This window comes from Bacillus sp. B25(2016b), from assembly GCF_001679765.1.
In the GTDB taxonomy this organism is placed as follows: domain Bacteria; phylum Bacillota; class Bacilli; order Bacillales; family Bacillaceae_G; genus Bacillus_A; species Bacillus_A thuringiensis_K.
Genome location: NZ_CP016285.1, coordinates 2,685,324 through 2,707,016, shown reverse-complemented (window position 1 = coordinate 2,707,016; position 21,693 = coordinate 2,685,324). Strand labels below are relative to the sequence as shown.

Sequence of the window (21,693 nt, the reverse complement as noted above, 5' to 3'; positions counted from 1 at the left end):
CGCTCTTACAAAGGGACAGTTGGGAAAATTGCACCAAATATTTTAAATCGCAACTTCCAAGCTGAAAAACCAAATGAAAAGTGGGTTACAGATATTACGGAGTTTAAGTTATTTGGGGAGAAGTTATACCTATCACCAATGTTGGATTTATTTAATGGTGAAATTATCACGTATACAATTGGTTCAAGACCGACCTATTCCCAAGATTCAACGATATAGTATGAAAAACCTTATTATATCAAGGTTTATAAGTGTTGATTTTCCTTGATGCTCACATTTTGCTCACATTAAATCTTTTCATTTTTTATCAGACGTTTTCATTAGATTTTATTATGCTCTCGAAGTTTTCTGCTGCTTGTTGCTGCATGTTCTGTGTGATGTGGCTATACTTGTCTAAAGTCATTTGAATAGATGAATGTCCTAAGCGATCTTGTACGATTTTAGGATGTTCTCCAGCCTGAAGCATAAGTGTAGCATGAGTATGGCGTAAGTCGTGTATACGAATCCGAGGAACACCAGCTTTTTTATAATGATCATTCAAAAAGCGATGAGGAGCATCTATATGTAAGGGCGAATGTATCGTATTGCCCGTGAAAATAAAGGCCTCTTCATTCAAGTGTATACCCCAACGGAAAAATTCTTTCTTTTTATAGGAGTAGTAGGATTGTAACTTTCCTATAACAAAAGAAGAGATACTAATGCTTCTATTTGAAGATTTAGTTTTTGTAGCAGCTTTAAATAGTCCTTTTTCTGTTTTTACAAGTGATTTATTAACCAGGATACGTTTATTATCAAAGTCAATATCTTTCCACGTTAGTGCAAGTAATTCTCCACGTCTCATACCTGTATAGATCGCGAGTAAGAAGAGCATATGGTACTTAATATTTTTTTCTTTTAGATATTGGAGGAATCGATTACATTCTTCACTAGACCATGTTTTCATTTCGCCATGCTCTTCACGTGGTTTTTTTACTTTATTCATTATATTTTCATGCATGATTTCCCATTCTACAGCATGTTTGAATATGCACCTGAAACAGCGATGGATATTGCTGATTGTACCATTTGACAGGCCTTTTTCTTTAAGTTCAGCATAATAGCTTTGAATCATTACAGGTTTAATACTTTTAATTTTTTTATAACCAAAAGGGGGAAGGATATAGAGTCTAATTAAGCTCATGTCTTTTTCATAAGATGTAATTTTTAATTCAGCTTTTCTAAGAGGTTTTAGTTTTTCCCATCCATCTAAAACAGTTAATTGTTTGTCATCAAAATATATGCCTTTCTCTATCTCCGTAATCATAGTTGCAGCAGCATTTTGGGCTTCTTTTTTTGTTCTAAATCCACTCTTACTTTTTTGCTGGCGTTTTCCTGTGGCCGGATCTATACCGATATCTATTGTAAAAGACCACGTATTTCCACGTTTACGAAAACTTCCTTTCATATTCAACACCTCCTGAATCGTTATTTCTTAAAATTACAGTATTTTGATATTTGATTCTGTAATTTACTTGCTAATAATTGATTTTCATAATGTAAAAGCCTTTTTTCAGCAAACTGTGTTGTTACATTGAATTTTTCTGAGATTATATATGCTTTTAACTGTAGGGGAGGGAGCTTTCTTAACATAAAAGTAGGTACACAAAATTGTTGTGCGAAGTTTTTAGCCTTTGCTTCTTGATAATCTAGAAACATTTGATGCATTAATAATTGATTACCAGAATGAAATAGGATGTGACAGGCCTCATGGCCAAAATCCTCCCATTGTTCTTGCTGAGAGATACGATTATCAATAACTAAGTTAGCTATTTGATTTCTTTCCATTGCATGACTTCCAAACGGAGCAAAGTACAGCAAAATGTTTAGCTTTTTCGCAATCTCCATCATATCAATTTGCTCGGGAACAAAAATAGATAAGGATTGGTACAAGTGCTGGATATAGTCTTCAAGTTGTGTATTGTAATAGGGTTGCGATTGAAACAAAATTTACACTCCATTCAAATAAAATAAGAACATTCGTTCTTATTTTATAATGGAAAAGTAAAAATTGGAAGGCAAACTTATAAGATAGGGTATCGATATAATTATAATCCACTATCTATTAACAACTTAAGGAACTAGCTATATGTGAGAGGAAGCATCCGTTATGCGAACCGTAATAATTCCTCAATAAGAATATAATTATACAGAAAGTAGGAGTAGCTTTAGGTATATTCAAAATTTTAAATCATTTAGAGTTTTATATATATTAGACATAAGCTTGAATTCAGGTAATTAGCAGATAAAATGAGGGTAATATTAGAGCTGTAATACTTGTCCTATCAGATTAGTACATATAACTATAAAATGTTATATCCTTATTTAATAATTTAAAAAGGAAATGAATAAACAAAAATAACTACACTTATTGAGTTTTTTTGCTTATTCATATAATTAACGTTTGTTTTCTTTTTGTTTGATAAATTCCCAAAATTGTTTAAGTTCTTCTTGTTTCTCTGGAGAGGCGTCTTTAATATCTTTAAACCAGAGACCTAAGTTTTGATCTTCAAAAAGATTTTCCACAAATAATCTATTATTAGAATCACTTTCTCTTCCTAGAAGATAGTCAGAAGAAACGTTAAAAATGTCAGCAGCTTTGCTAATTAAGGAGTCCTCAATAGGTCTTTTTCCACTTTCAATTCTGGATAGCACACTGTTATTAATCCCCATTTTTTTTGCGAATTCTATTTGTGACCATTTTCTTTTTTCACGTAATTGCTTTATTCGATAGCCAATTGTGGATTCTGACATTTTTTCACCAACTTCCTAAAAACATTATTATGTCAAATTTAAGATTATCTAAAGGTATTTTATCATTTTTTCCAAAATGGAAAAAGCGATTTGTTGAAATAGCAAAAAAAGCTTGACTTTGCTGTAATAGCAAAATATTATATAGGTATACATTTGCTGTTTTAGCAAAAAAAGGAGGTGGAAGTTTGAAGAAGTTGAATTTGAATTTTATTCAAAATAGACGTTTGGAACTACAGATTACGTTGTTAGATCTAGCAGAAGTGCTTGGTTTTAAGAATGCTTCCACGTATATGAAATACGAAAAAGGAAAGTATATGTTTAAGGCAAATCATTTGCCATTCATAGCAAAAGTATTAGATTGCAAAATAGAGGATCTTTTTTTAAAATGAAATTTGCTAAAATAGCAAAAAGGGGAGAGAGCTATGATCAATTTCGACATTGAATCATTCCGTCAAATCATCCGTGAAGAAGTAAAAAAAGCAACCGAACATCTTCAACCATTGAAAGAATTACCACCATTTTTAACTATTACGGAATTAATGGAACTGTTACATATTAAACGTACTAAAGCATCTGAGTTATTAAATCGTTCTGATTTTCCAGTATGTCGTGAAGCAGGGGTTCTTATTCCTACACACCTTCTTTTTAAGTGGATGGAGAATCACACTGAATGGGTAGAAAACAATACGGAGTATTACAATCCATTTAAAGAATCCGTCTAATAACAAATTACCATAGTAAGTTGTCACAAATAAATAATGCTTTAGGTACGAATGGGGGAAGTAAACGATGTCCATAGGAAAAGAAGTTGCTATGGCACGAAAACGAAAGGGAATCATCCAAGAACAACTCTCCTTAGAAATCCCAGTGAGTCGTGAGTCACTAGCAAAATATGAAACTGAACAACGACGGTTACCAAAGATTTACGAAAATGTATTACTGAAGGAATTGATGATCCACAGTTGTTTTTTAAAATGTGGAGTGAAGCAACAGGGCATGCAAGTATCCCGTTCTTCAATGGAGAGGATATAGACCTTCATCCTACAAGTATGAGATACATGGTTTATCAAGAGACAAATGAAGCTTTGGAACAACTCGATACAGTATGTTGGTTTAAGCCTTCACAAACTTGGTCCGAAAGTGAGAAAGAAGATTTGAAAAAGGTAATGCATGAAATCTTGGATGCTACAGGTTCGATGATGAGCCTCGTAGCGGTCCTATGTGATCAATATGGTATTTCAATGAAAGAAGTCTTTAAGTACTGGAAAGTATCATTACGAGCTAGGAAGTATATAAAAGCTTAATTATTTTATTGGGGAGGTTTAAGATATGACGATTGATTATGCAAGTCCAACTTTAAATCAATATAAAGCTCTAATTCGTAAGGAATCAAATTTATATGGTGATATTCGAATTGCATCAGTTTGTGGAGACTATAGGAAAGCAAAAAACTTAAAGCAAGAGAAGAAGTTGATGGAGATAAGGATTCGAATTATAGAAGCAGCATTTGTTTTGAAAAACAAAAATAAAAAAGAAGAGACTACCGCATAGCCCGCGGCGATAGCCAAGAAAATTAATATATGAATTATAGCATACTTCAATTTAATGCGACAAGCAATTGTGCTTGTCGTTATGATCAGAAAGGCTGAGCCCCCATCTTTTAATAGATTCTGCTTTTTCTTTCTGTTCATAACGATGCGTACAGTATCAAATTACTAGAAATGAGGAATAAGTCATGAAATCAGAATGTAATCGTCTGTTTGATTTAGTTCTACCAGGTGATTTTACCTTTGCAAATGAATTACATAATTGCATGGTTACATGTCTTCATAATCTGTTCAATGCTGAATCGTTGGATGAAGCAAATCGTTGGGAGATGGAATTAAATCGATGTACACAGGAGTTTAAAATTCTACGTAATGCAAAAGAGGAACATGAAATATCTAAGAGCTATCGTGTAGTTATTAAAAGGTTTCAAGAAAAGGGATTAACGCATCATTAGTTAGTCGTAAAAAATAAAAAATCTATCACTTTGCAGAGTGATAGATTTTAGACTCTTATAGAGAGTCTGTCTAAAAATAGAATTGGATTAAGTATATCAAAGCAAACCAAGTAAAACAATGGAGGATGAATAATATGGCAGTTTATAGACCTGTTCAAGTTTCATATTGGCAAGATGCTTTCGTTTTAGATCTTACACCGGAGGAGAAATACTTCTACTTATACTTAATGACTAATAGCAAAACTTCACAGAGTGGTATCTATGAGCTTCCATTACGAGTGATAGAAATGGATACAGGGTATAACCGTGAGACGGTTGAGAAGCTGCTAGAGCGGTTTGCTGATTACGGGAAAATTCATTACAACAAAAAGACGAAGGAAATTATGTTGATTAATTGGCTTAAATTCAATGCTATTACAAATATGAATATTGAAAAGTGTGTGTTAAAAGAAATCCAGAATATTAAGTGTGAAGATTTTTTAATTGATTTTTATGAGACATGTTTAGATTTAGAACAGCAGCAAGATTTTAAAATTCCTCGTATTAAGGAATACTTCCAAGCTCGTTTTGAGTGGCTTATAAGGGGCTTCGAAGACCCTATGAAGGAAAAAGAAGAAACAAAAACAGAAACAAAAGAAAAAGAAGAAACAAAAACAAAAGAAGAAGCAGCAAGCTGCTCAAGAGATAAAAAAGTTGCAGAAGAAAATCCAATAGCATTTTATGAGCAAAACTTTGGAGTTCTTAAACCATTTGTAGCTGAAGGGATTAATGCGTGGATTGAAGATTTGAATGCACAGCTTGTTATCAAAGCAATGAAAATAGCTTTAGAAAAGAATGCACCTAATATGTCTTATGTACAAGGTATTTTAAGAGATTGGCATGCTAAAGGGTATAAAAGCATTAATGATGTTGAAGCCGTACAAACTCAATTCCGTAAGAAATACCAGTCTCGTGGTGGCAGAAGTAATGCTCGAAAAGAAATTGTTCCTGATTGGTTACATACACAAGATACAGAAGTGCAATCTCAGCCTGTAAAGCATGATGAAACGGATTTAGAGGGTGAACGTAAACGTTTAGAACAAGTTTTAGCTAAATATAAAAAAGAGGCTTAGGAGGATTGTAATGCCAAAGCAGTTAACAATATTTGATGTTGAGCCTGTAGTAGCATTCGATACGGAGAAAGCAAACATTCATCGATTAAATTCTAAAGTTCGTTTTACGGATGTAGTTGTTCAAGTGCCAAAACAAGCAAGAGCTACTGATGAATTAAAACCAACAACAGCGCCAGATGATCAGTATGAATTATTTGAGGAATATACAATTGGAATTTGGAGATTTAAGCGAGTGGAAGATAAGCAGTTCGATTGGGAAGAAGTGGAGGAGCTTTGCAAGTCTGCGAGAGATAATAAAGAACCGATTTCAATACGACTTTATTTATCATTAGAACAATTATTTATTCCTGATAATGTTGTGGAATATCTATAACAAAATAAACAAGTCGAGATTACTCCCGACTTGTTTCGACAAAATAATCATAACATACGGGAGTGGTCCTAATGGGAATTATTAAAGAAAATCTTGTAGAAATGACAGCTGAAATAGATTTGAAAATAAACGGAATATATGTTGTTAAAAATGGTCAGGTCCAACTAATAGAACCACCACAAAGTGGATTTGGTGAACAATCATTTGTATATCAAAGTGGAAAAGTAATTCGTATGGAAGAACGAAAAACACAGTTACTTTAATCAAATTTGAATTTTGTTAAGAAATATACACTTTGTTTATGATATATATATATTAACTTTCGGATATCGGATTTGCTTAGAAACTAAAAAAGTCTCTACAATCAGAATTGAAGAGACTTTTCTTTCACATATCATAGCAATTTAGCTCCTATTAAAATAGGATTTAAGTTCTTTTTAAGGTGTACCGATAGTTACTGCCAGCAATGCAGCAATTCTATCTAGAGCTTCCTGCACTGTAGTAGGAGGAAGAGGAGCCCAATTTGCTGGATTAATAGGTGTATAAGCTAAATCGAAAGCATCATCAACTCTAATCAAAGATGTATTTGTTCCTAAAATATTTATCCGGGAACGAATAGGTAAAGAATCAACTGTTGCTCTGACTCTTGTAATAACGTCATTAACGCCATTGACAATTAAATTCCCTGAATTAGGGCTGGGATTGAAAATGTTTTCTGTAATAGCGAAGCTGGTTAAATTTAAGGGGTCAATTGGAATATGACCAGATTGCACATTAATAATGACATTACCATTTATTCCTCCACCAACTAAATTGACTTGGGTATCTGTAGTAGCTTGTGAATTAATAGTAATATTTCCACTAGAAACGAATGAAGCAAACATCGCCATGTTAATTCCATTTTGAGTATAACCACCGGATAACATTGAATCACGGATATTCACTTGGTTCACAGAAGTCGATAAAGCTGTGAATATAGGAGTAGGGGTTACATTAACGCTAACAAAGAATAATTTACCTGAAACACTTTGCGCTGTTTGAAAGTTAAAATCCAGAGGCCCACTTAGTAATGTCAGATCGACAAACCCAGATCTAGGATCTTGTGAAAAGTTCAAATCAAACCAAGACGGATCATTTATATCGAAAGGAATTTGTAATCTAGTTAATAAAGTACTAGTTCCCACTAATTGAACGTTAGCTTTTAAATGAATTAATGGTTCAATATAGTTACCAGGTCCAATAGAGATAGCATAACGTTTAGTTATATTTAAAGGATCCGGAAATGGCGCAATAGCATCCGTTATTGATGCCATTGCTGCAGTTACTGTTAAAAATGGTGCGCATTCAGAACCATCAGCAGTAGCGTCATCACCAGCTTTGTTTACATAGACGATTTGAGTGAAAGTTGGTAGAGGTTCTATGCATCCAGGTCCAGTGTCCCCGGTAGGTCCAGTGTCTCCGGTAGGCCCAGTGCCCCCGGTGGGTCCAGTGTCTCCGGTAGGCCCAGTGTCCCCGGTAGGCCCAGTGTCCCCGGTAGGTCCAGTGTCCCCGGTAGGTCCAGTGTCTCCGGTAGGTCCAGTGTCTCCAGTAGGTCCATCGGGTGGTCCAGTAGGCCCGGTAGGTCCAGTGTCTCCAGTAGGTCCATCGGGTGGTCCAGTAGGCCCGGTAGGTCCAGTAGGCCCGATGTCCCCGGTAGGCCCAGTGTCCCCGGTAGGTCCAGTGCCTCCGGTAGGTCCAGTGCCTCCGGTAGGTCCAGTGCCTCCGGTAGGTCCAGTGCCTCCGGTGGGTCCAGTGCCCCCGGTAGGCCCAGTGCCCCCGGTAGGCCCAGTGGGTCCGGTAGGCAGTGTGAATGGTGGAATAGCTGGTAAAGTAGGTCCGAGTAAATCAGGATTTATTGAAGCAAAAGATAAAAAATCATCCATTATATTTTCACCTCTGAAAAATTCGTATTACTAATAGTAAATGTGAAGGTAGAGTAAAGTGAAATGGACAAACGAGGAATTAGGCAATGGGATTTTAAAAAAAGCGTTATTTGAATAGAAAAGGAGCAAGAAAAGATAAAATAAGACCGCTCCTTTTATAGGAACGGCCGTACAAATATCATGTGCTGGAGGTCGCTCCAAATGGCATAAGATGTTTTCTCTCAAAAGTATGGACAAGAAGTTTTGCGATTATACGTAAAAACGGCAGGTAACTAATTAAGTTACCCGCCTGTCCTCAAGTGGTACGGAGGAGAGAGCTCCATTTGGAAAGAGTACAGCCGTGGGAAATCGGCTTGCAGATAGTATGTACGATATAAAAAAATATTCGTAATATGAAATATGAATGATTTTTTAATGAAAGTATTATTTTGTAGGACATTAATTAAATCGGAATTTTGTTAAGAGATGAAATGTTGAACAAATGTGAGTGATTAGATGATACTAAGGTAAAAGAAAAAGAACCCTTTATAAGGATTCTTTTAGGGGAGTCAATCTAACATTCACATTCGTAATCACGGTAATATTCATCGCACGAATCATTTCTATCATTGCAGCAGATACAAAATGTCTTTTTAATCAATACTTCAATGAAATTAAGGAATTCGGTATTATTTGTGAGAGTAAGGCTTTGAAAATCTTCTACTTGAAATACTCTTGTTTCATTTGTAGCAAGAGTCACGATAATTGGTGTAGGAGATTTTCTTGTTTGAATAGTGACTTCGATGGGGGAGACATCTTCGGGAACAGATATTTGAAGTAATGTTTTGTTGTGATTATTAGTTAAATCTTCAAAAACTCTTCTTGAAGTGTCAGGGGGTACGATAATAGTTAAAGGTGCATTTTCGGTTGGGGTAGTTTCTGAACCAGCTACGGTATGAGTTTCGATGAAACAGTTATCTTTTTGATAGTGAGAATTTAATTGTTCTTTATAATATTTGTTACGAGAATCATTTTGATTATTGCAACAGATACAAAATGTTTTTTGAATGAATATACCAATATTGCTATTGATATTAGTATTATTTGTGAGAGTGAGGCTATGGAAATCCTCTACTTGGAATACCCTGGTTTCACCTGCAACTATTGTTACATTAATCGGCAGACGAGAACTTCTTGTTCGGATAGTTACTTCAATTGGTTGGGAAGTACCGGGAATGCGAAGATCAAGTAATGTTTTATTGTGGTTATTGGTGGAATCTTCAAAAGCAGTTCTTGTAGTGTTAGCTGGTACGTTGAAATTTAAAGCTGTATTCGAACCAGTTATTGTATGGGTTTCGATAAAACAGTTATCTTTTTGATGGTGAGTGTACAATTGTTTTTTATAATACTTTTTACCATCTTTATAAAAATAATCAGCCATACTTATGTCGCTCTCCTTTCTTTGAGATATCTATATATTTTATTAAAAAAAGAATAGATTGCTTGTACACAATAAGAAAATCCGCTCTTGTAATTAATTAAAAACATTATTTGATATGTAAATGTAAGAGCACTTCGGGAAAGTGCTCTGTAAAGACTATTCATTCTAAAAAGAAAAGGATATAAAATATTCTATAAATTTATTTTTGATTTTTGGTGTATTCTTTGTATAAAAATTTCATTGGAAACTTAAAACTAGATGCCATAATAGCACCTAGTTTTAAAGGAGTACTGATACTAGTTTAATTTGATAATGTTTAATTCTAAAGCATTTATTCCATTATCGCATGTACGAATGTCTTTTTCGCCTACAGAGCTATTATTGATAAGTTGAAGTGTTGAGTTGGCTGGGACTGATAAAATAGTGTCCCCAATGAGTTGAGCACAATCTACATCCTCTGGATCTAGTATTGAAAGGCCGAAAGTAGCTTTGAAATTTGGAATCAGACTGTTATTTAATAGTATAGAAATGGTAGGCGAATAAGGGAATGTAAGGGCTACAGTCAAGTTAATCGAGGAAATGAAAGTAATTCGATAATCCCCAGCTTGTGTGATATTAATTGTGGTTGGATTTAACAGAGAAATCCCCCCTACCATAGGGTCAGCCTGATCAAAAGAAAAAGGGGATTCGAAAGGGACTGTAATGATTTCTGTTTGCCAAAAAGTTCCGTAAGCTACTGATAGTAATCCAGTGGGTCCAGTCGGCCCAGTCGGCCCAGTAGGTGCAGTAGGTCCAGTGGGTCCAGTCGGCCCAGTAGGTCCAGTTGGTCCAGTTGGTCCAGTCGGCCCAGTCGGTGCAGTAGGTCCAGTTGGTCCAGTCGGCCCAGTCGGCCCAGTCGGTGCAGTAGGTCCAGTGGGTCCAGTCGGCCCAGTCGGTCCAGTTGGTCCTGTAGGTAGTGTGAATGGTGGAACAGGTGGTAAAGTGGGTCCAACTAAATTAGGGTTTATTGCAGCAGAAGATAAAAACTCGTCCATTATATGTTCACCTCTGAAGAGTTAGTATTACTAATAGTAAATGCGGGGGTAGAGAAAAGCGAAAGGGACAAGTGAGGAATTAGACAATGAAATTTTCATAAAAGCGTTATTTTATCATAGATAAATAGGTGACTCGGCAATTGTGCTAGCCGAGTCACCTAGAATCATCGAACCAAATAATGTTCTTTTTCTATATGTAGTTATGTGGAGTTCCTAGAGGCTAGCCCCAAAAAACAGTTAAAGAACAAAGAAAATCATTTTAGATTTTATTATGTTAATGCTACAACAGCAAGAGTTAAGCCTAACGTATTTAATGTATTAGAATATGGTCCTACATTAACAGTAAGAGTACTTGTTATACCTAAAGGTGTAGTGAAAATAGCGGGTGCTGATACAGAAGTGAATCCTGCAGTATATCCCAGAGAAGTACCAGAGCCAATGATTGGATTATTATTAAGATACATAGTGATACCTGCCGAATTACCTCCTGGTTGAATGATAACTTGCACTTCATAGATTGCCAAATAGGTTCTTCCACCTTCAAGTAAAACAGTTGTTGGTGGTGTGAATGAGATTGCCGTACCATTAGAATTTACCACGGTATCTAGTGGAATCGCAGAATTTACAGAGACTATTGATGGGGTAGTTTGAACAACATTTAAACTGTTAGCCGTGGGGGATGGACAAGTGCAAGATTTGTGAATGTTTGAGTTATTATCATTTTGGTAATTCACAAATAATCAAACTCCTTTGTGTAAGATAATTTTTTATCTCATATAAAACGTAGCTTTTTTGTTTATCTATGTTATTTTTAATAAGTTTGTAAAATTTAGCCGAATAGTATTGGTCAGTCAATTCTTAAAAGTATTTGATACTGTAGAGATTTCAAAGTGCATTCGATAAATATATATGAATGTTTTTCAAGGACATTACTGTAAGTTAGGAAACATAATAAAATAGTTATTGTATAATGACAAAAATTAAAGAACCTGTTAGTAATAACAGGTTCTGTGTACAAGGAGTTCAAGGAATACAAGGAAACCACTCCAGGGAAACCTGTGTATTTCTTGGCTTAATAGTAATGTATTCAAAATAAGCAAAAAAATGAATGAAAGTTAAACAAAAGTTTTTTATGACCAAAAATAAAATAACCCACTACTTAAAATAGGTTATTTCGATGAGGTGTGCAAGGAATTCAAGGAAACTGGACCAGAGAAACCTATGAAATTCCTTGTAATAATAATGTATGCAAAGGAATCAATAAGGTTGATGAATTTTAAACAGAATTCTTATTTAATAAAAAAATCGCGTACAAAAAATGTACAAGATTATCTAAAAACTTTGTCTTGCATGCTCGTTGCATTCTACGTTTATTGTATGTAAAACGTGATACATTGCAATACATTAAAAGAGCACTTTTGACAGTGTTCTCTGACCAAAACTAATATGGAAAAAGGATGCCCAAGATATTATATGTATGTTTTTTAGATAAGTGCAATTTTAAAACAAAATCTTTCTTTTGCACAACAAAGCAGCTAGTTAATAAAACTAACTGCTTGTTGTACAAAAGAAACGCTGCGCTTACAGAAATAGTTTGTAACTTTAAGTTACAAAAATAGTATGAACAGAGTTGAAAATGTTATTCGGAAATGAAAGAAAATAAAAAAGAGCACCATGCATAAGTGCTCTTTAAGATAGGAGGTAACACTTTGAGCTGGAGCCAGGTTAGAAGTATTTGGTGTAAAAAAGAAATAAGACCTAAATTTTATTATTAAATCAATATAAAAGAGCAGCTAGCAAAAGCTAACTGCTCAGCCCTCAGAGAAAGGGGAAAAGAAAATTACAGAGGTCACTGTTAATTCAAGCTGTATCAGCCCATTTATAGTATTGGACAGAATTTAGAATTTTATTCGGGCAAACTAAAAACGAGCAGTTATCATAGCTAACTGCTCTCACAAACTCTGCAAAAATGGACTACTTTTGGGAAAAAGCAGCTTGTACTTAGTATTAACGGAATATAGGATTTTATTCTAGGGAATGAAAATTTGAATTACTTATAAATTCCTAATAACTAAAAGAGCAGCTAGCAAAAGCTAACTGCTCAGTCTTAAATAAGATCTAACTGGTTACAGCACATTAAAGATGGGTTATCTATAGTATGAACGGGATATTGAGTTTTATTCAGTGGGTAGCTGCATTTAATGAAAGAATGTAGCCCACCATATTCCGAATAATCCAATCCAACCAATGCTAAGTAATATGTATTTCAAAATTTTCATAATTACTCCTTTTAAAAGAAGCGGTATGTAACTTAAAGTCACAGTTAGAGTATAAACGGAATCGGAAGAGTTATATGGGAATAAAACTTAATAAAAATTTCATTTTAAAAGAAAGTGGTGATACAAATGTATATCTGTTCAAGATGTTTAGAATGTTTCACTGATCAATATGAGCTTTTTGAACATTTTACATTATGTTGAGCGGATAATGAATCTTGAGTATTTTAATAAGTTCAAAGATGTAGTCGGTTTATAAAGTTGGTTTAGTAATATGTATAAAAGCAATATAGAATTACGTTTAACAAATACGTATAATTCCTAAAAAAATACTTTTATAAGACATTATTATAAAAAGGAGATGACAAAGAGACATTTAAAATTATTAACAGTGAGATGAGTAATTGAATAGGATTATATTAATTACTTAATGCTGGGATATGTTTTAAATGGAGAATCAATTTAAAGAGATATTTGGTGCATGGGTTACAGCAATAGGAACAATTACTTCCGCTATTGGAAGTACGCCTTTTGATTTTATAAGCAGTAATGTAAGAAAGGATTTAAATGTTTATGGAAACGTATTACAGGCTGTTGGAAATGCTTTAGAGGCTGATGGTCAAGAAGAAGTGTCTCTTGAAAAAATCGGTAATGAAATCCAATCAATTGGAAATGTCACTGTAATATCTGGATTGATTATCGATTTTAAAGAAGAAACACAAATTAAATTAGTGATTGCCGGGAATTGGACACAGGCTTTGGGTGGACTTACAGCATTAGCAGATGAATTTGAGGATATATCCGATAAAGATGAATCCTTAAATATTATAGGAAACTTATTGCAATCAATTGGGAATTCATTACAAGCAATAGGAGGTATTAAGGAATTAAAAAGTATCAGAAATAAGGAACAGTCTAATAAAGAACGTAGTGTAAATGATGTGGAGAAAGATACAGACATTCAGGTGGAAAACGAAACCAATGAAAATGAAGAAGGAAAGCTAATAGATATTATAGGAAGTTGGGTTCAAGCGGTTGGTTCTGTAATTTCATTAATTGGACAAATACGTGAAGAGAGTGAGGAATTGGAGGGGGACGATGAATAGAGTAATTTAATAGAACAATTAAAATAATAATTCTTTTAAATTGAAAGCAAACAGAATATAGTCCGGCTAGAAAACTAGAGGACACCAATTCATTAAAGCAGTAATTTGAGCTGTTTTAGGAATAGGTGTCCTTTTTATTTTGAAAAGGGAGATGAGGAAATGAAGGTGCTGAGAGATCAATTGCGCAAATGGAAAAAGCAATCAAAACAAGCTAAGAAGAAAAACAAGAAAAAACGAACAGAAAAACTAAGCACTCGTGACATTGAAGATTTAATGGGAATTCGTGGTCCACGTTATGAACGTAGACGTGGAGCTTTAAGACAAAAGTAATTTAAAAATAAAAAGGAGTGGTCTTACATGACTAAACAATTATCTTTCTTACCAAAAATTGATAGAACAGCAACACAGGAAGAATTAGAAGGTGTGCTGGAAAGCGTACGTATACATAGGCAATTTGGAATGATACGCAAAGAAATGAAAGTCACTCCTTCTTATGAAATGCGTGAGCACGGTCCTACACATGCAGTCGGTAAGCCGTTAGAAGATGTTGCTATAGCAAATATTCAACAAAGTAAGCGAGAAGAGTGGCTTGAAAGAATGTCAGTACGTATTGATCAGTTTCTAAATCGATTAGGGAACGGACGTGCAGGAAGCATTCAAAGAGATATTATTTATAAACGTTATTTAGAAGAAGAGGACGTATGTGATTACATGGTTTATAACGAAATAGGGATGTCAGAGCGTACTTATCGACGTTGGAAGTCTAAAGCGTTTTATAAACTTGCTTTTGCACTTGGATTAGAAGTTTACGAGACAGAAGAAACAGGAGGGAATGAATAATGAATTTTGTTCAACCGATACGTGATCCAGAGCAAATACAACAGCTAAAAGAGTACTTTAAGGAAAAAAGCTTACGTAATTACATTCTCTTCATTATGGGTATTAATACAGGTCTTAGAATCTCAGATATTTTGAAACTAAAAGTAGGGGATGTCAAAGGCAGTCATATATCTATGAGGGAAAAGAAAACAGGGAAACAAAAACGAATACAAATTACTGCAGCACTGAAAAGAGAACTTAAAAGGTTTATTGAAGAAAGAGAAGACAATGAGTATTTACTACAAAGTAGACAAGGGAAGAATCGTCCAATTGGTCGTAGCATGGCATATAAGATATTAAGTGGAGCAGCGGCAGAGTTTGGGTTAGATGAAATAGGAACCCATACGTTAAGAAAGACGTATGGGTATCATATGTACATGCAAACGAAAAACATAGCATTACTTATGGAGATATTCAATCACTCGTCAGAGAAGGTCACGTTACGTTATATAGGTATAAACCAAGATGCAATGGATAAAGCAATGACTAGATTTAAAATCTAAACATTGCTTTTTCTTTTTAAATCTTTACAGTTACTCATAAATTCCGTACTGTGTAACTCGAAAGAGAAAGTTTAATTAAGTCAATGATAGCAAGGGATTCAGCGATAGGATCAGTTACACACAATATAAGATATGGGTAAGTGGCAGTATCAAGGTATCGAATGGTGTATATACATAAATATAAAATGCAAGGGGGAGGTAATTGTGATTCATGTTAAATGAAGAACTATTAGAAGTAATAATTAAATACAAAAGGAATACTGGAAGAAATCCTGATATGTTAAAGCTAAATCCAAATTATTTTAGAAATATTCTAGAAGAATTGAATTATCCACATTGGATTATTAAAAAGAAAATGACAGAAATGAAAAAAAGTATATTCGGAGTACCAGTGGAATTAACAGATGCAGTGGAAAAATTTGAGCTATGAAAACGTTGGCAGAGTCGTGACCGCTTTTTGGCAGGAAATGTGTCGGTTATTTTGGAATTAACGTGTTATATTTGTATTGTGGGAAGTGGCGGAAAACACAACTCACACTATGTTGTTTTTAAAATTCTAAACGGTTCCGTAATGACGGCACATAAAATCCGAAACCAGCAGATGGTAGTGGTTGAATGATACCGTTATTAAGGAGAGCTTTTGCTCTTCTTCCAGTTACTTAATAATGCATAAAAAGATTGGTGCAGCAATATTAGGTGATTGGAAGAAGGGTAAAACTTCATTTACCGTAATTAAAATACAAATAAATAATTGATATCAGAGCATCCATAACGGTTGCTTTTTTCTTTGTTATATAGAAATTACACATTAAACGTATTTAAATACTGTTTTAGGTATAACATGAATTGACATCAATGGTACAGATATTAGATGTTAAATGTACCGTGAAACTCTTGGAAATACAATGATGGGAATTTATAATGATATTGGTATATTACGGGAGAAGGCGGAATTGTAGGAGTAAAGGGAATGTGCCCAGGTTGCATACCATATTGACCATATGAATGATATTGAAGTAAATGTTGCCAAGTCGCAGCTGGAGCTACAAAAGCAATCCTCAAAGGGAAGGGATTCATAATATAATCACTCCTAAAGTAGTATTCATGTAATAGGGTATGCGCTTACTGAATATAGATGTGCACAATCTAGGTCTATAAACATAATAATCAATGAACAGAAAAATAGGGTTACTAATCTTATGATGTGTCCATTATGGTTGTTTTATTTTACTATATAGATAGAACAAACATGTGTATAGCAATTATAGCAGGCGCTGCCGTGTTCTGGTTGGCGTCTTGTTTGTGGTTTAGGAAAGGTCAGCCCAAACGTGTTGCATTTTACAAAACAAACTCAACACAAACCAAATAGTGTAAAGAAGTTTCAAAAAACCATCTAATGTAACACATCATATATTTTGTTACGTAAATTTCGATAAAAATAGAGATAGTTAACTAAGTGAAGTTTATGCAAGGGAAAGGAGGGATTTTGGAGTAAAAACAGCGTAAAATCAACAATGTATAAAAAATGTTGTAAGTGGAAGTTCTTGAAAGTACCATAAATGTTGATATGACGGTGTATTTCCCGGAAACCTTGTTTACATAAGTAACCTTATGATGCTAAAGAATTACTTCAGAAGGGAAGTGCGTTAAAATGAAAAAAGTACTAATAGGATTTTTTAGTTTTGCTGCTGTTTTAACTATTGGAAGTTTTACAGAATCTTTTACATCACAAGCTGATCAAGGTAGACCACCTGCGCCGGCATACGAATACGGCGATACTTATATTGATCATGGTGAGCATATCTAAAACAAAAAGAGGACGAGATCTTGATATGATCCCCTTATAGTAGACAGGAAAAAGAAAGCGCATTAACCTGTTTACTATGGAGGGGATTTTTTTATGGGGAAAATTAGAGTCACTTACGATGTAGAATTTAAGAAAAAAGCTATAGATTTATACTTAAAAAAAGGCATGAGCTATAAAAACATTGCGAAAGAATTAGGTATTCATCACTCGGTTGTAGTCGTTGGGTGAAATACTTTGAAGCTGAAGGTATCAAAGGACTAGAAGAAAAACGTGGAAAAGCGAAAGGGCCAGGTATAGGAAGAACAAAACCAAAAGATCCAGAAGCTAAGATTAAACGATTAGAAGCCGAGAATGAAATGTTAAAAAAGCTCTTAGGGATGTAAAAGGAGGTATGCAAGCTATATCCAAAACGAGAAAGTTTGAAGCTATACTTGAGATGTTAGAAAAGGGGTATACGGTTAGCCTATTATGTGCCATCGCTGGTGTAACTAGAAGTGGGTATATAAGTGGACAAAGCGGCACTTAGTGCCTTCTGAAAAACAACTAGAGGACGCTAAAACCAAGAAAAAGATATTGAAGTGTCATAAAAAACTAAGAGGGATTTATGGATATAGAGGAGTGCAAGTGTGACTGAAAGTCACCTATAACCTTCATTTGAACCATAAGCGCATACAAAGATTGATGAATCAATTAGGCATCAAAGATTTCAAAAGAAATTAAATAATCTGAGTCCATATAAATATAGAACTCAGGTTACTTAGTTGCGCTTTTTAAATCCTGTCTACTTGACAGGGGTCACTGCAGGCATCAATTCCTTGTGTTTCGAGCTGTTTTTTCCAAACAGAAATCGTTGAAGGGGCAGGAATATTAAAGATAGCTGCCGTCTCAAATAAGGACATACCGTTTTCAATCATAAAGTTTAGTACGTCTAGTTTAAATTGTTGTGTGTAATTTGTACATAGTTTTAGAAAAGTTTCCAGACCATTCTGTTTATATTGGTTTACCCAATTCAAAATGATTGTGTCACTTATACCGAGCGATCTACCCATTTCTCGATAACTTTCATTTCCGTTCAAATAACGTAGAACGATTTGTATTTTTTCATCAGCTGTAAATTTAGCCATAGAAAAACTGCACCTCCAATTGTTAGACACAGTCTAACAATTGGAGGTGCAGTTCATTATAGGGTACTCTTTTATGAATCAGTACACCATTCATATATTGTTAATGTTTGTGAGTCATGAACAATTAAATGGTTTAACAAGTAAGGATTCAAGATAATGTATGTAAGATGAGTATAAATCGTTATAAAAAAATAAAGAAGAGCACCATTATATAGTACTCTTCTATGAATCAGTACACCATTTATATATTGTTGATGTTTGTGAGTCATGAACAATTAAATGGTTTAACAAGTAAGGATTCAAGATAATGTATGTAAGATGAGTGTAAGTTGTTACAAAAAATAAAAAAGAGCACCATTATATGGTACTCTTTTATGAATCAGTACACCATTTATATATTGTTGATGTTTGTGAGTCATGAACAATTAAATGGTTTAACAAGTAAGGATTCAAGATAATGTATGTAAGATGAGTATAAGTTGTTACAAAGAAATAATTAGTCAGCAAAAGCAAAATGATTAGCTCTTAATGGAAAATGAAATGCATTATTAGAAACTCATGATATAAACAACTAGGTTGTGAAGATTAAAGTTTTTCAAAAAACTTCATTTGGTATTACTCTAGAATGGCATTATTGAACTTATAAATTAATATGCCTTTTCGTTTATTGACAAAATAAACGCGTTGATAGGAGTAATAACGTATTTCTTTAAAAATACGCTTTTTCATTAGGGAATTAATCTAAGCACTAGATAAATAGATGCGTATACTTATATTATGTGAGTTGTGAATGTAATTAAACTGAATTTTTATAGTTTAATTATTAGTAACTATTTTTATTCTAAGAAAAATGGATATTTAAAAATATTCAACACCATTACAATTGAGTGTTTCTTAGTATAAGAATATTCTCTCAAAATTATTAAATAAGGAGGAAATATATGAAAAATAATGGTTGTTTTGATCATAATAACTGCAATCCGATTGTTTTTTCAGCAGATTGTTGTAAAAATCCACAGTCAGTTCCTATTACTAGGGAACAATTAAGTCAATTAATTACTTTACTAAACTCATTAGTATCAGCTATTTCAGCATTTTTTGCAAATCCAAGTGATGCAAACAGAGTAGCGTTATTCAATTTGTTTAATCAATTTTTAATTTTCTTAAATTCCTTATTACCTTCCCCAGAAGTTAATTTTTTGAAACAATTAACTCAAAGTATTTTAGTTTTATTACAATCTCCAGCTCCTAATTTAGGTCAATTGTCAACATTATTGCAACAATTTTATAGCGCACTTGCACAATTCTTCTTCGCTTTAGATTTGATCCCTATATCCTGCGACTCAAATGTCGACCCTGCAACTTTACAAATTCTTTTTAATTTATTAATTCAATTAATCAATGCTACTCCAGGGGCAACAGGCCCAACAGGTCCAACAGGCCCAGCAGGAACCGGAGCAGGCCCAACAGGCCCAACAGGTCCAACAGGTCCAACAGGCCCAGCAGGAACCGGAGCAGGTCCAACAGGAGCAACAGGAGCAACAGGAGCAACAGGAGCAACAGGTCCAACGGGTCCAACAGGTCCAACAGGTCCAACGGGTCCAACAGGTCCAACAGGTCTAACAGGTCTAACAGGCCTAACAGGAGCAACAGGCCTAACAGGTCCAACAGGAGCAACAGGTCCGACAGGTCCAACAGGTCCAACAGGCCTAACAGGTCTAACAGGAGCAACAGGCCTAACAGGAGCAACGGGAGCTGGAGCAGTTATTCCGTTTGCATCAGGTGGGCCAGTAGCATTAGCAACTGTTTTAGGTGGATTAGCAAACACAGGAGCACTTCTTGGATTTGGAAGTTCATTCTTCCCTGTAATTGTCCCACCTGGTGGCCCGATTACTATAGGCCCTGTACCTCCAGTATTTGATTTCGCATTTGTAGCTCCTCGCGCAGGTACAATTACTTCGTTAGCAGGATTCTTTAGTGTAACTGTAGCGGTTGCTTTAGCATTAGGAAGCATACAAATTCAAATGCAGTTGTACAGCGCACCAGCAGCAAGTAATACTTTCACTCCAGTAGGTACGCCGTTACTATTAACACCAGCATTTAGTGGTCTTATTGCTATCGGTAATACCGCGAGTGGTATTAGCGCACAAGCAATTGCGGTCGCTCCACAAGATAAGATATTACTTGTTGTTTCATCGACTACACCTGGTTTTGATATAGCTACTGCTATTACAGGATTCGCAAGTGCGGGTATAACATTCGTATAATCAGTTATAAGTTTTGTAGTTGAAAATTTTGATATAAGAAAAGAGATTGTCAAAAAAGTATCCACAGATTAACTTTTGAAGACAGTCTCTTTTCTTTAATTGTTTTTATACTTTATGTCTGGTGAAAATGATTAAATATACTATGAGAATGTAGTGTAATTGCGTCAAGTTAAATGATCACTACTAGTAAATTACACAGTAATAGGCATAAGAAAATGAAGGTTTCCAACCCATTTGGGATACAGAACTAATTTCATATACATACAAAGGCATATATCTAAAAAATTTTAAATTTTAGTCTTACATATGTAAGGATTGAGAATTGGTTTAAATAACCAGTGCACCAACAGCAAAATGTGATTCATATATTTGCGCACATTTTGTTCACGTACTATATAAAAAAGTATGAAAATCTATAAAAATAATTATTTTAATAAAATTTGTTCTAGATATTAAAAAGTGCCGAAACCCTTGTGGTATAAGGGTTTTGGCACTTTTGTTTTTTTTATATTTTATCAAATAAACAACCCTAAAACTGCTCATTCTTCTCTCTTGTTTCAACGATGTTGGACCAAGCCCTTTATTGTGTAACCGATCCGGATAAACTCCTCATTCACTCTGATCAAGGTTGGCACTATCAAATGAAACAATACCGTCATTCTCTTAAGAATTGTGGCATAACTCAAAGTATGTCTCGCAAAGGAAACTGTTATGACAATGCCGTTATTGAAAATTTCTTCGGTATCATGAAATCGGAATTTCTGTATCGAAAAGAATTTGAAAGTATAACACATTTCAAACAAGAGTTAGCAAAGTATATAGAATACTATAATCATAAAAGAATTAAGGCAAAATTAAAGGGTATGAGCCCAGTACAATACCGGGCTCATACCCTAGAGGCTGCCTAATGAAACGACCTGTCTAACTTTCGGGGGTCACTTCACAGTTGTTATACGGCTTTTCTAAAACAGTAAGTCGTGTTTACTTAAATATTGATGAAGAACGAAAATTTTATGATGCGGTTAAGGAAAAGTTAAAACATGAGTAATAGTGCTGTTAGTTGCATAAAAACAAATGA

Annotated in this window: 22 protein-coding genes and 6 pseudogenes; 19 read left to right on the top strand and 9 right to left on the bottom strand. The window is 34.4% G+C overall.

What is annotated here, in order from left to right; genetic code table 11:
• Positions 1–201: pseudogene (locus BAQ53_RS13870) on the top strand (DDE-type integrase/transposase/recombinase); the annotation flags it as partial.
• 106 nt (positions 202–307) lie between these two features.
• Here the strand turns inward: BAQ53_RS13870 and BAQ53_RS13865 are convergent.
• The 3 genes from BAQ53_RS13865 to BAQ53_RS13855 form a co-directional block, all read right to left on the bottom strand.
• The gene (locus BAQ53_RS13865) at positions 308–1,444 is read right to left on the bottom strand and encodes a site-specific integrase (protein ID WP_208905493.1); all 1,137 of its coding nucleotides are present in this window, start codon (positions 1,442–1,444) and stop codon (positions 308–310) included.
• Positions 1,445–1,464: 20 nt separating this feature from the next.
• Entirely contained in the window at positions 1,465–1,983 is a 519-nt protein-coding gene (locus tag BAQ53_RS13860; RefSeq protein ID WP_088351807.1) for an ImmA/IrrE family metallo-endopeptidase, read from the bottom strand.
• A gap of 450 nt (positions 1,984–2,433) precedes the next feature.
• Positions 2,434–2,790 (bottom strand): helix-turn-helix domain-containing protein, encoded by a 357-nt coding sequence (locus BAQ53_RS13855; RefSeq protein ID WP_000004574.1) that lies wholly within the window; start codon positions 2,788–2,790, stop codon positions 2,434–2,436.
• 185 nt (positions 2,791–2,975) lie between these two features.
• Between BAQ53_RS13855 and BAQ53_RS13850 the strand changes: the two genes are divergently transcribed.
• The 8 genes and pseudogenes from BAQ53_RS13850 to BAQ53_RS13815 all read left to right on the top strand — a co-directional run bounded on the left by BAQ53_RS13850 (position 2,976) and on the right by BAQ53_RS13815 (position 6,540).
• Complete coding sequence (locus BAQ53_RS13850) at positions 2,976–3,179, top strand: helix-turn-helix domain-containing protein (RefSeq protein ID WP_208905491.1); 204 nt, start codon at positions 2,976–2,978, stop codon at positions 3,177–3,179.
• 33 nt (positions 3,180–3,212) lie between these two features.
• Entirely contained in the window at positions 3,213–3,512 is a 300-nt protein-coding gene (locus BAQ53_RS13845; RefSeq protein WP_208905489.1) for a MerR family transcriptional regulator, read from the top strand.
• Positions 3,513–3,579: 67 nt separating this feature from the next.
• Positions 3,580–4,094, top strand: a pseudogene (locus BAQ53_RS13840) (helix-turn-helix domain-containing protein).
• 25 nt (positions 4,095–4,119) lie between these two features.
• Complete coding sequence (locus BAQ53_RS13835) at positions 4,120–4,341, top strand: RNA polymerase subunit sigma (protein ID WP_208905486.1); 222 nt, start codon at positions 4,120–4,122, stop codon at positions 4,339–4,341.
• Between the two features lie 184 nt (positions 4,342–4,525).
• A pseudogene (locus tag BAQ53_RS13830) lies at positions 4,526–4,809 on the top strand (hypothetical protein).
• 117 nt (positions 4,810–4,926) lie between these two features.
• Positions 4,927–5,904: a DnaD domain-containing protein gene (locus BAQ53_RS13825; RefSeq protein WP_208905485.1), complete on the top strand. Its 978-nt coding sequence runs from the start codon at positions 4,927–4,929 to the stop codon at positions 5,902–5,904.
• A 10-nt stretch (positions 5,905–5,914) separates the two neighbouring features.
• Positions 5,915–6,277: a cell division protein SepF gene (locus tag BAQ53_RS13820; protein ID WP_208905483.1), complete on the top strand. Its 363-nt coding sequence runs from the start codon at positions 5,915–5,917 to the stop codon at positions 6,275–6,277.
• Between the two features lie 71 nt (positions 6,278–6,348).
• A complete protein-coding gene (locus tag BAQ53_RS13815; RefSeq protein ID WP_098299523.1) occupies positions 6,349–6,540 on the top strand; it encodes a DUF3954 domain-containing protein in 192 nt (63 codons plus the stop codon).
• Between the two features lie 174 nt (positions 6,541–6,714).
• On the opposite strand, the gene BAQ53_RS13810 is transcribed toward BAQ53_RS13815, so the two are convergent.
• The 4 genes from BAQ53_RS13810 to BAQ53_RS13795 form a co-directional block, all read right to left on the bottom strand.
• The gene (locus BAQ53_RS13810; RefSeq protein WP_208905481.1) at positions 6,715–8,199 is read right to left on the bottom strand and encodes an exosporium leader peptide-containing protein; all 1,485 of its coding nucleotides are present in this window, start codon (positions 8,197–8,199) and stop codon (positions 6,715–6,717) included.
• A gap of 553 nt (positions 8,200–8,752) precedes the next feature.
• Positions 8,753–9,619: a hypothetical protein gene (locus BAQ53_RS13805; protein ID WP_000796371.1), complete on the bottom strand. Its 867-nt coding sequence runs from the start codon at positions 9,617–9,619 to the stop codon at positions 8,753–8,755.
• 296 nt (positions 9,620–9,915) lie between these two features.
• Positions 9,916–10,653, bottom strand: coding sequence for an exosporium leader peptide-containing protein (locus tag BAQ53_RS13800; protein ID WP_208905479.1), 738 nt, complete (start codon positions 10,651–10,653; stop codon positions 9,916–9,918).
• Between the two features lie 269 nt (positions 10,654–10,922).
• Positions 10,923–11,387 carry a hypothetical protein gene (locus BAQ53_RS13795; protein ID WP_001109250.1) on the bottom strand — a complete coding sequence of 155 codons (465 nt, stop codon included), beginning with the start codon at positions 11,385–11,387 and terminating at the stop codon, positions 10,923–10,925.
• Positions 11,388–13,378: 1,991 nt separating this feature from the next.
• On the opposite strand from BAQ53_RS13795, the gene BAQ53_RS13790 reads away from it, so the two are divergent.
• From BAQ53_RS13790 to BAQ53_RS13770, 5 genes are all read left to right on the top strand, one after another.
• Positions 13,379–14,035, top strand: a complete 657-nt coding sequence (locus tag BAQ53_RS13790) for a DUF6944 family repetitive protein (RefSeq protein ID WP_208905476.1) — start codon at positions 13,379–13,381, stop codon at positions 14,033–14,035.
• 159 nt (positions 14,036–14,194) lie between these two features.
• On the top strand, positions 14,195–14,365 hold the full coding sequence (locus tag BAQ53_RS13785; protein WP_000866515.1) for a hypothetical protein: 171 nt from the start codon (positions 14,195–14,197) through the stop codon (positions 14,363–14,365).
• A gap of 27 nt (positions 14,366–14,392) precedes the next feature.
• Positions 14,393–14,875: an ArpU family phage packaging/lysis transcriptional regulator gene (locus tag BAQ53_RS13780; protein WP_208905474.1), complete on the top strand. Its 483-nt coding sequence runs from the start codon at positions 14,393–14,395 to the stop codon at positions 14,873–14,875.
• Positions 14,875–15,417, top strand: coding sequence for a site-specific integrase (locus BAQ53_RS13775; protein WP_208905472.1), 543 nt, complete (start codon positions 14,875–14,877; stop codon positions 15,415–15,417). The genes BAQ53_RS13780 and BAQ53_RS13775 overlap by 1 nt, the downstream gene beginning before the upstream one ends.
• Before the next feature lie 211 nt (positions 15,418–15,628).
• Entirely contained in the window at positions 15,629–15,847 is a 219-nt protein-coding gene (locus BAQ53_RS13770; protein WP_000930969.1) for a hypothetical protein, read from the top strand.
• 437 nt (positions 15,848–16,284) lie between these two features.
• On the opposite strand, the gene BAQ53_RS13765 is transcribed toward BAQ53_RS13770, so the two are convergent.
• Entirely contained in the window at positions 16,285–16,494 is a 210-nt protein-coding gene (locus BAQ53_RS13765) for a hypothetical protein (RefSeq protein WP_208905470.1), read from the bottom strand.
• Between the two features lie 574 nt (positions 16,495–17,068).
• On the opposite strand from BAQ53_RS13765, the gene BAQ53_RS13760 reads away from it, so the two are divergent.
• From BAQ53_RS13760 to BAQ53_RS26385, 3 genes and pseudogenes are all read left to right on the top strand, one after another.
• Entirely contained in the window at positions 17,069–17,224 is a 156-nt protein-coding gene (locus tag BAQ53_RS13760; protein WP_208905462.1) for a hypothetical protein, read from the top strand.
• A gap of 93 nt (positions 17,225–17,317) precedes the next feature.
• A pseudogene (locus BAQ53_RS13755) lies at positions 17,318–17,607 on the top strand (transposase).
• Positions 17,608–17,615: 8 nt separating this feature from the next.
• Positions 17,616–17,750, top strand: coding sequence for a hypothetical protein (locus tag BAQ53_RS26385; RefSeq protein ID WP_255255609.1), 135 nt, complete (start codon positions 17,616–17,618; stop codon positions 17,748–17,750).
• Between the two features lie 277 nt (positions 17,751–18,027).
• Here the strand turns inward: BAQ53_RS26385 and BAQ53_RS13750 are convergent.
• A pseudogene (locus tag BAQ53_RS13750) lies at positions 18,028–18,348 on the bottom strand (transposase); the annotation flags it as partial.
• Between the two features lie 941 nt (positions 18,349–19,289).
• On the opposite strand from BAQ53_RS13750, the gene BAQ53_RS13745 reads away from it, so the two are divergent.
• Entirely contained in the window at positions 19,290–20,615 is a 1,326-nt protein-coding gene (locus BAQ53_RS13745; RefSeq protein WP_208905460.1) for an exosporium glycoprotein BclB-related protein, read from the top strand.
• Positions 20,616–21,160: 545 nt separating this feature from the next.
• Positions 21,161–21,523, top strand: a pseudogene (locus BAQ53_RS13740) (IS3 family transposase); the annotation flags it as partial.
• Positions 21,524–21,693 lie beyond the last annotated feature (170 nt).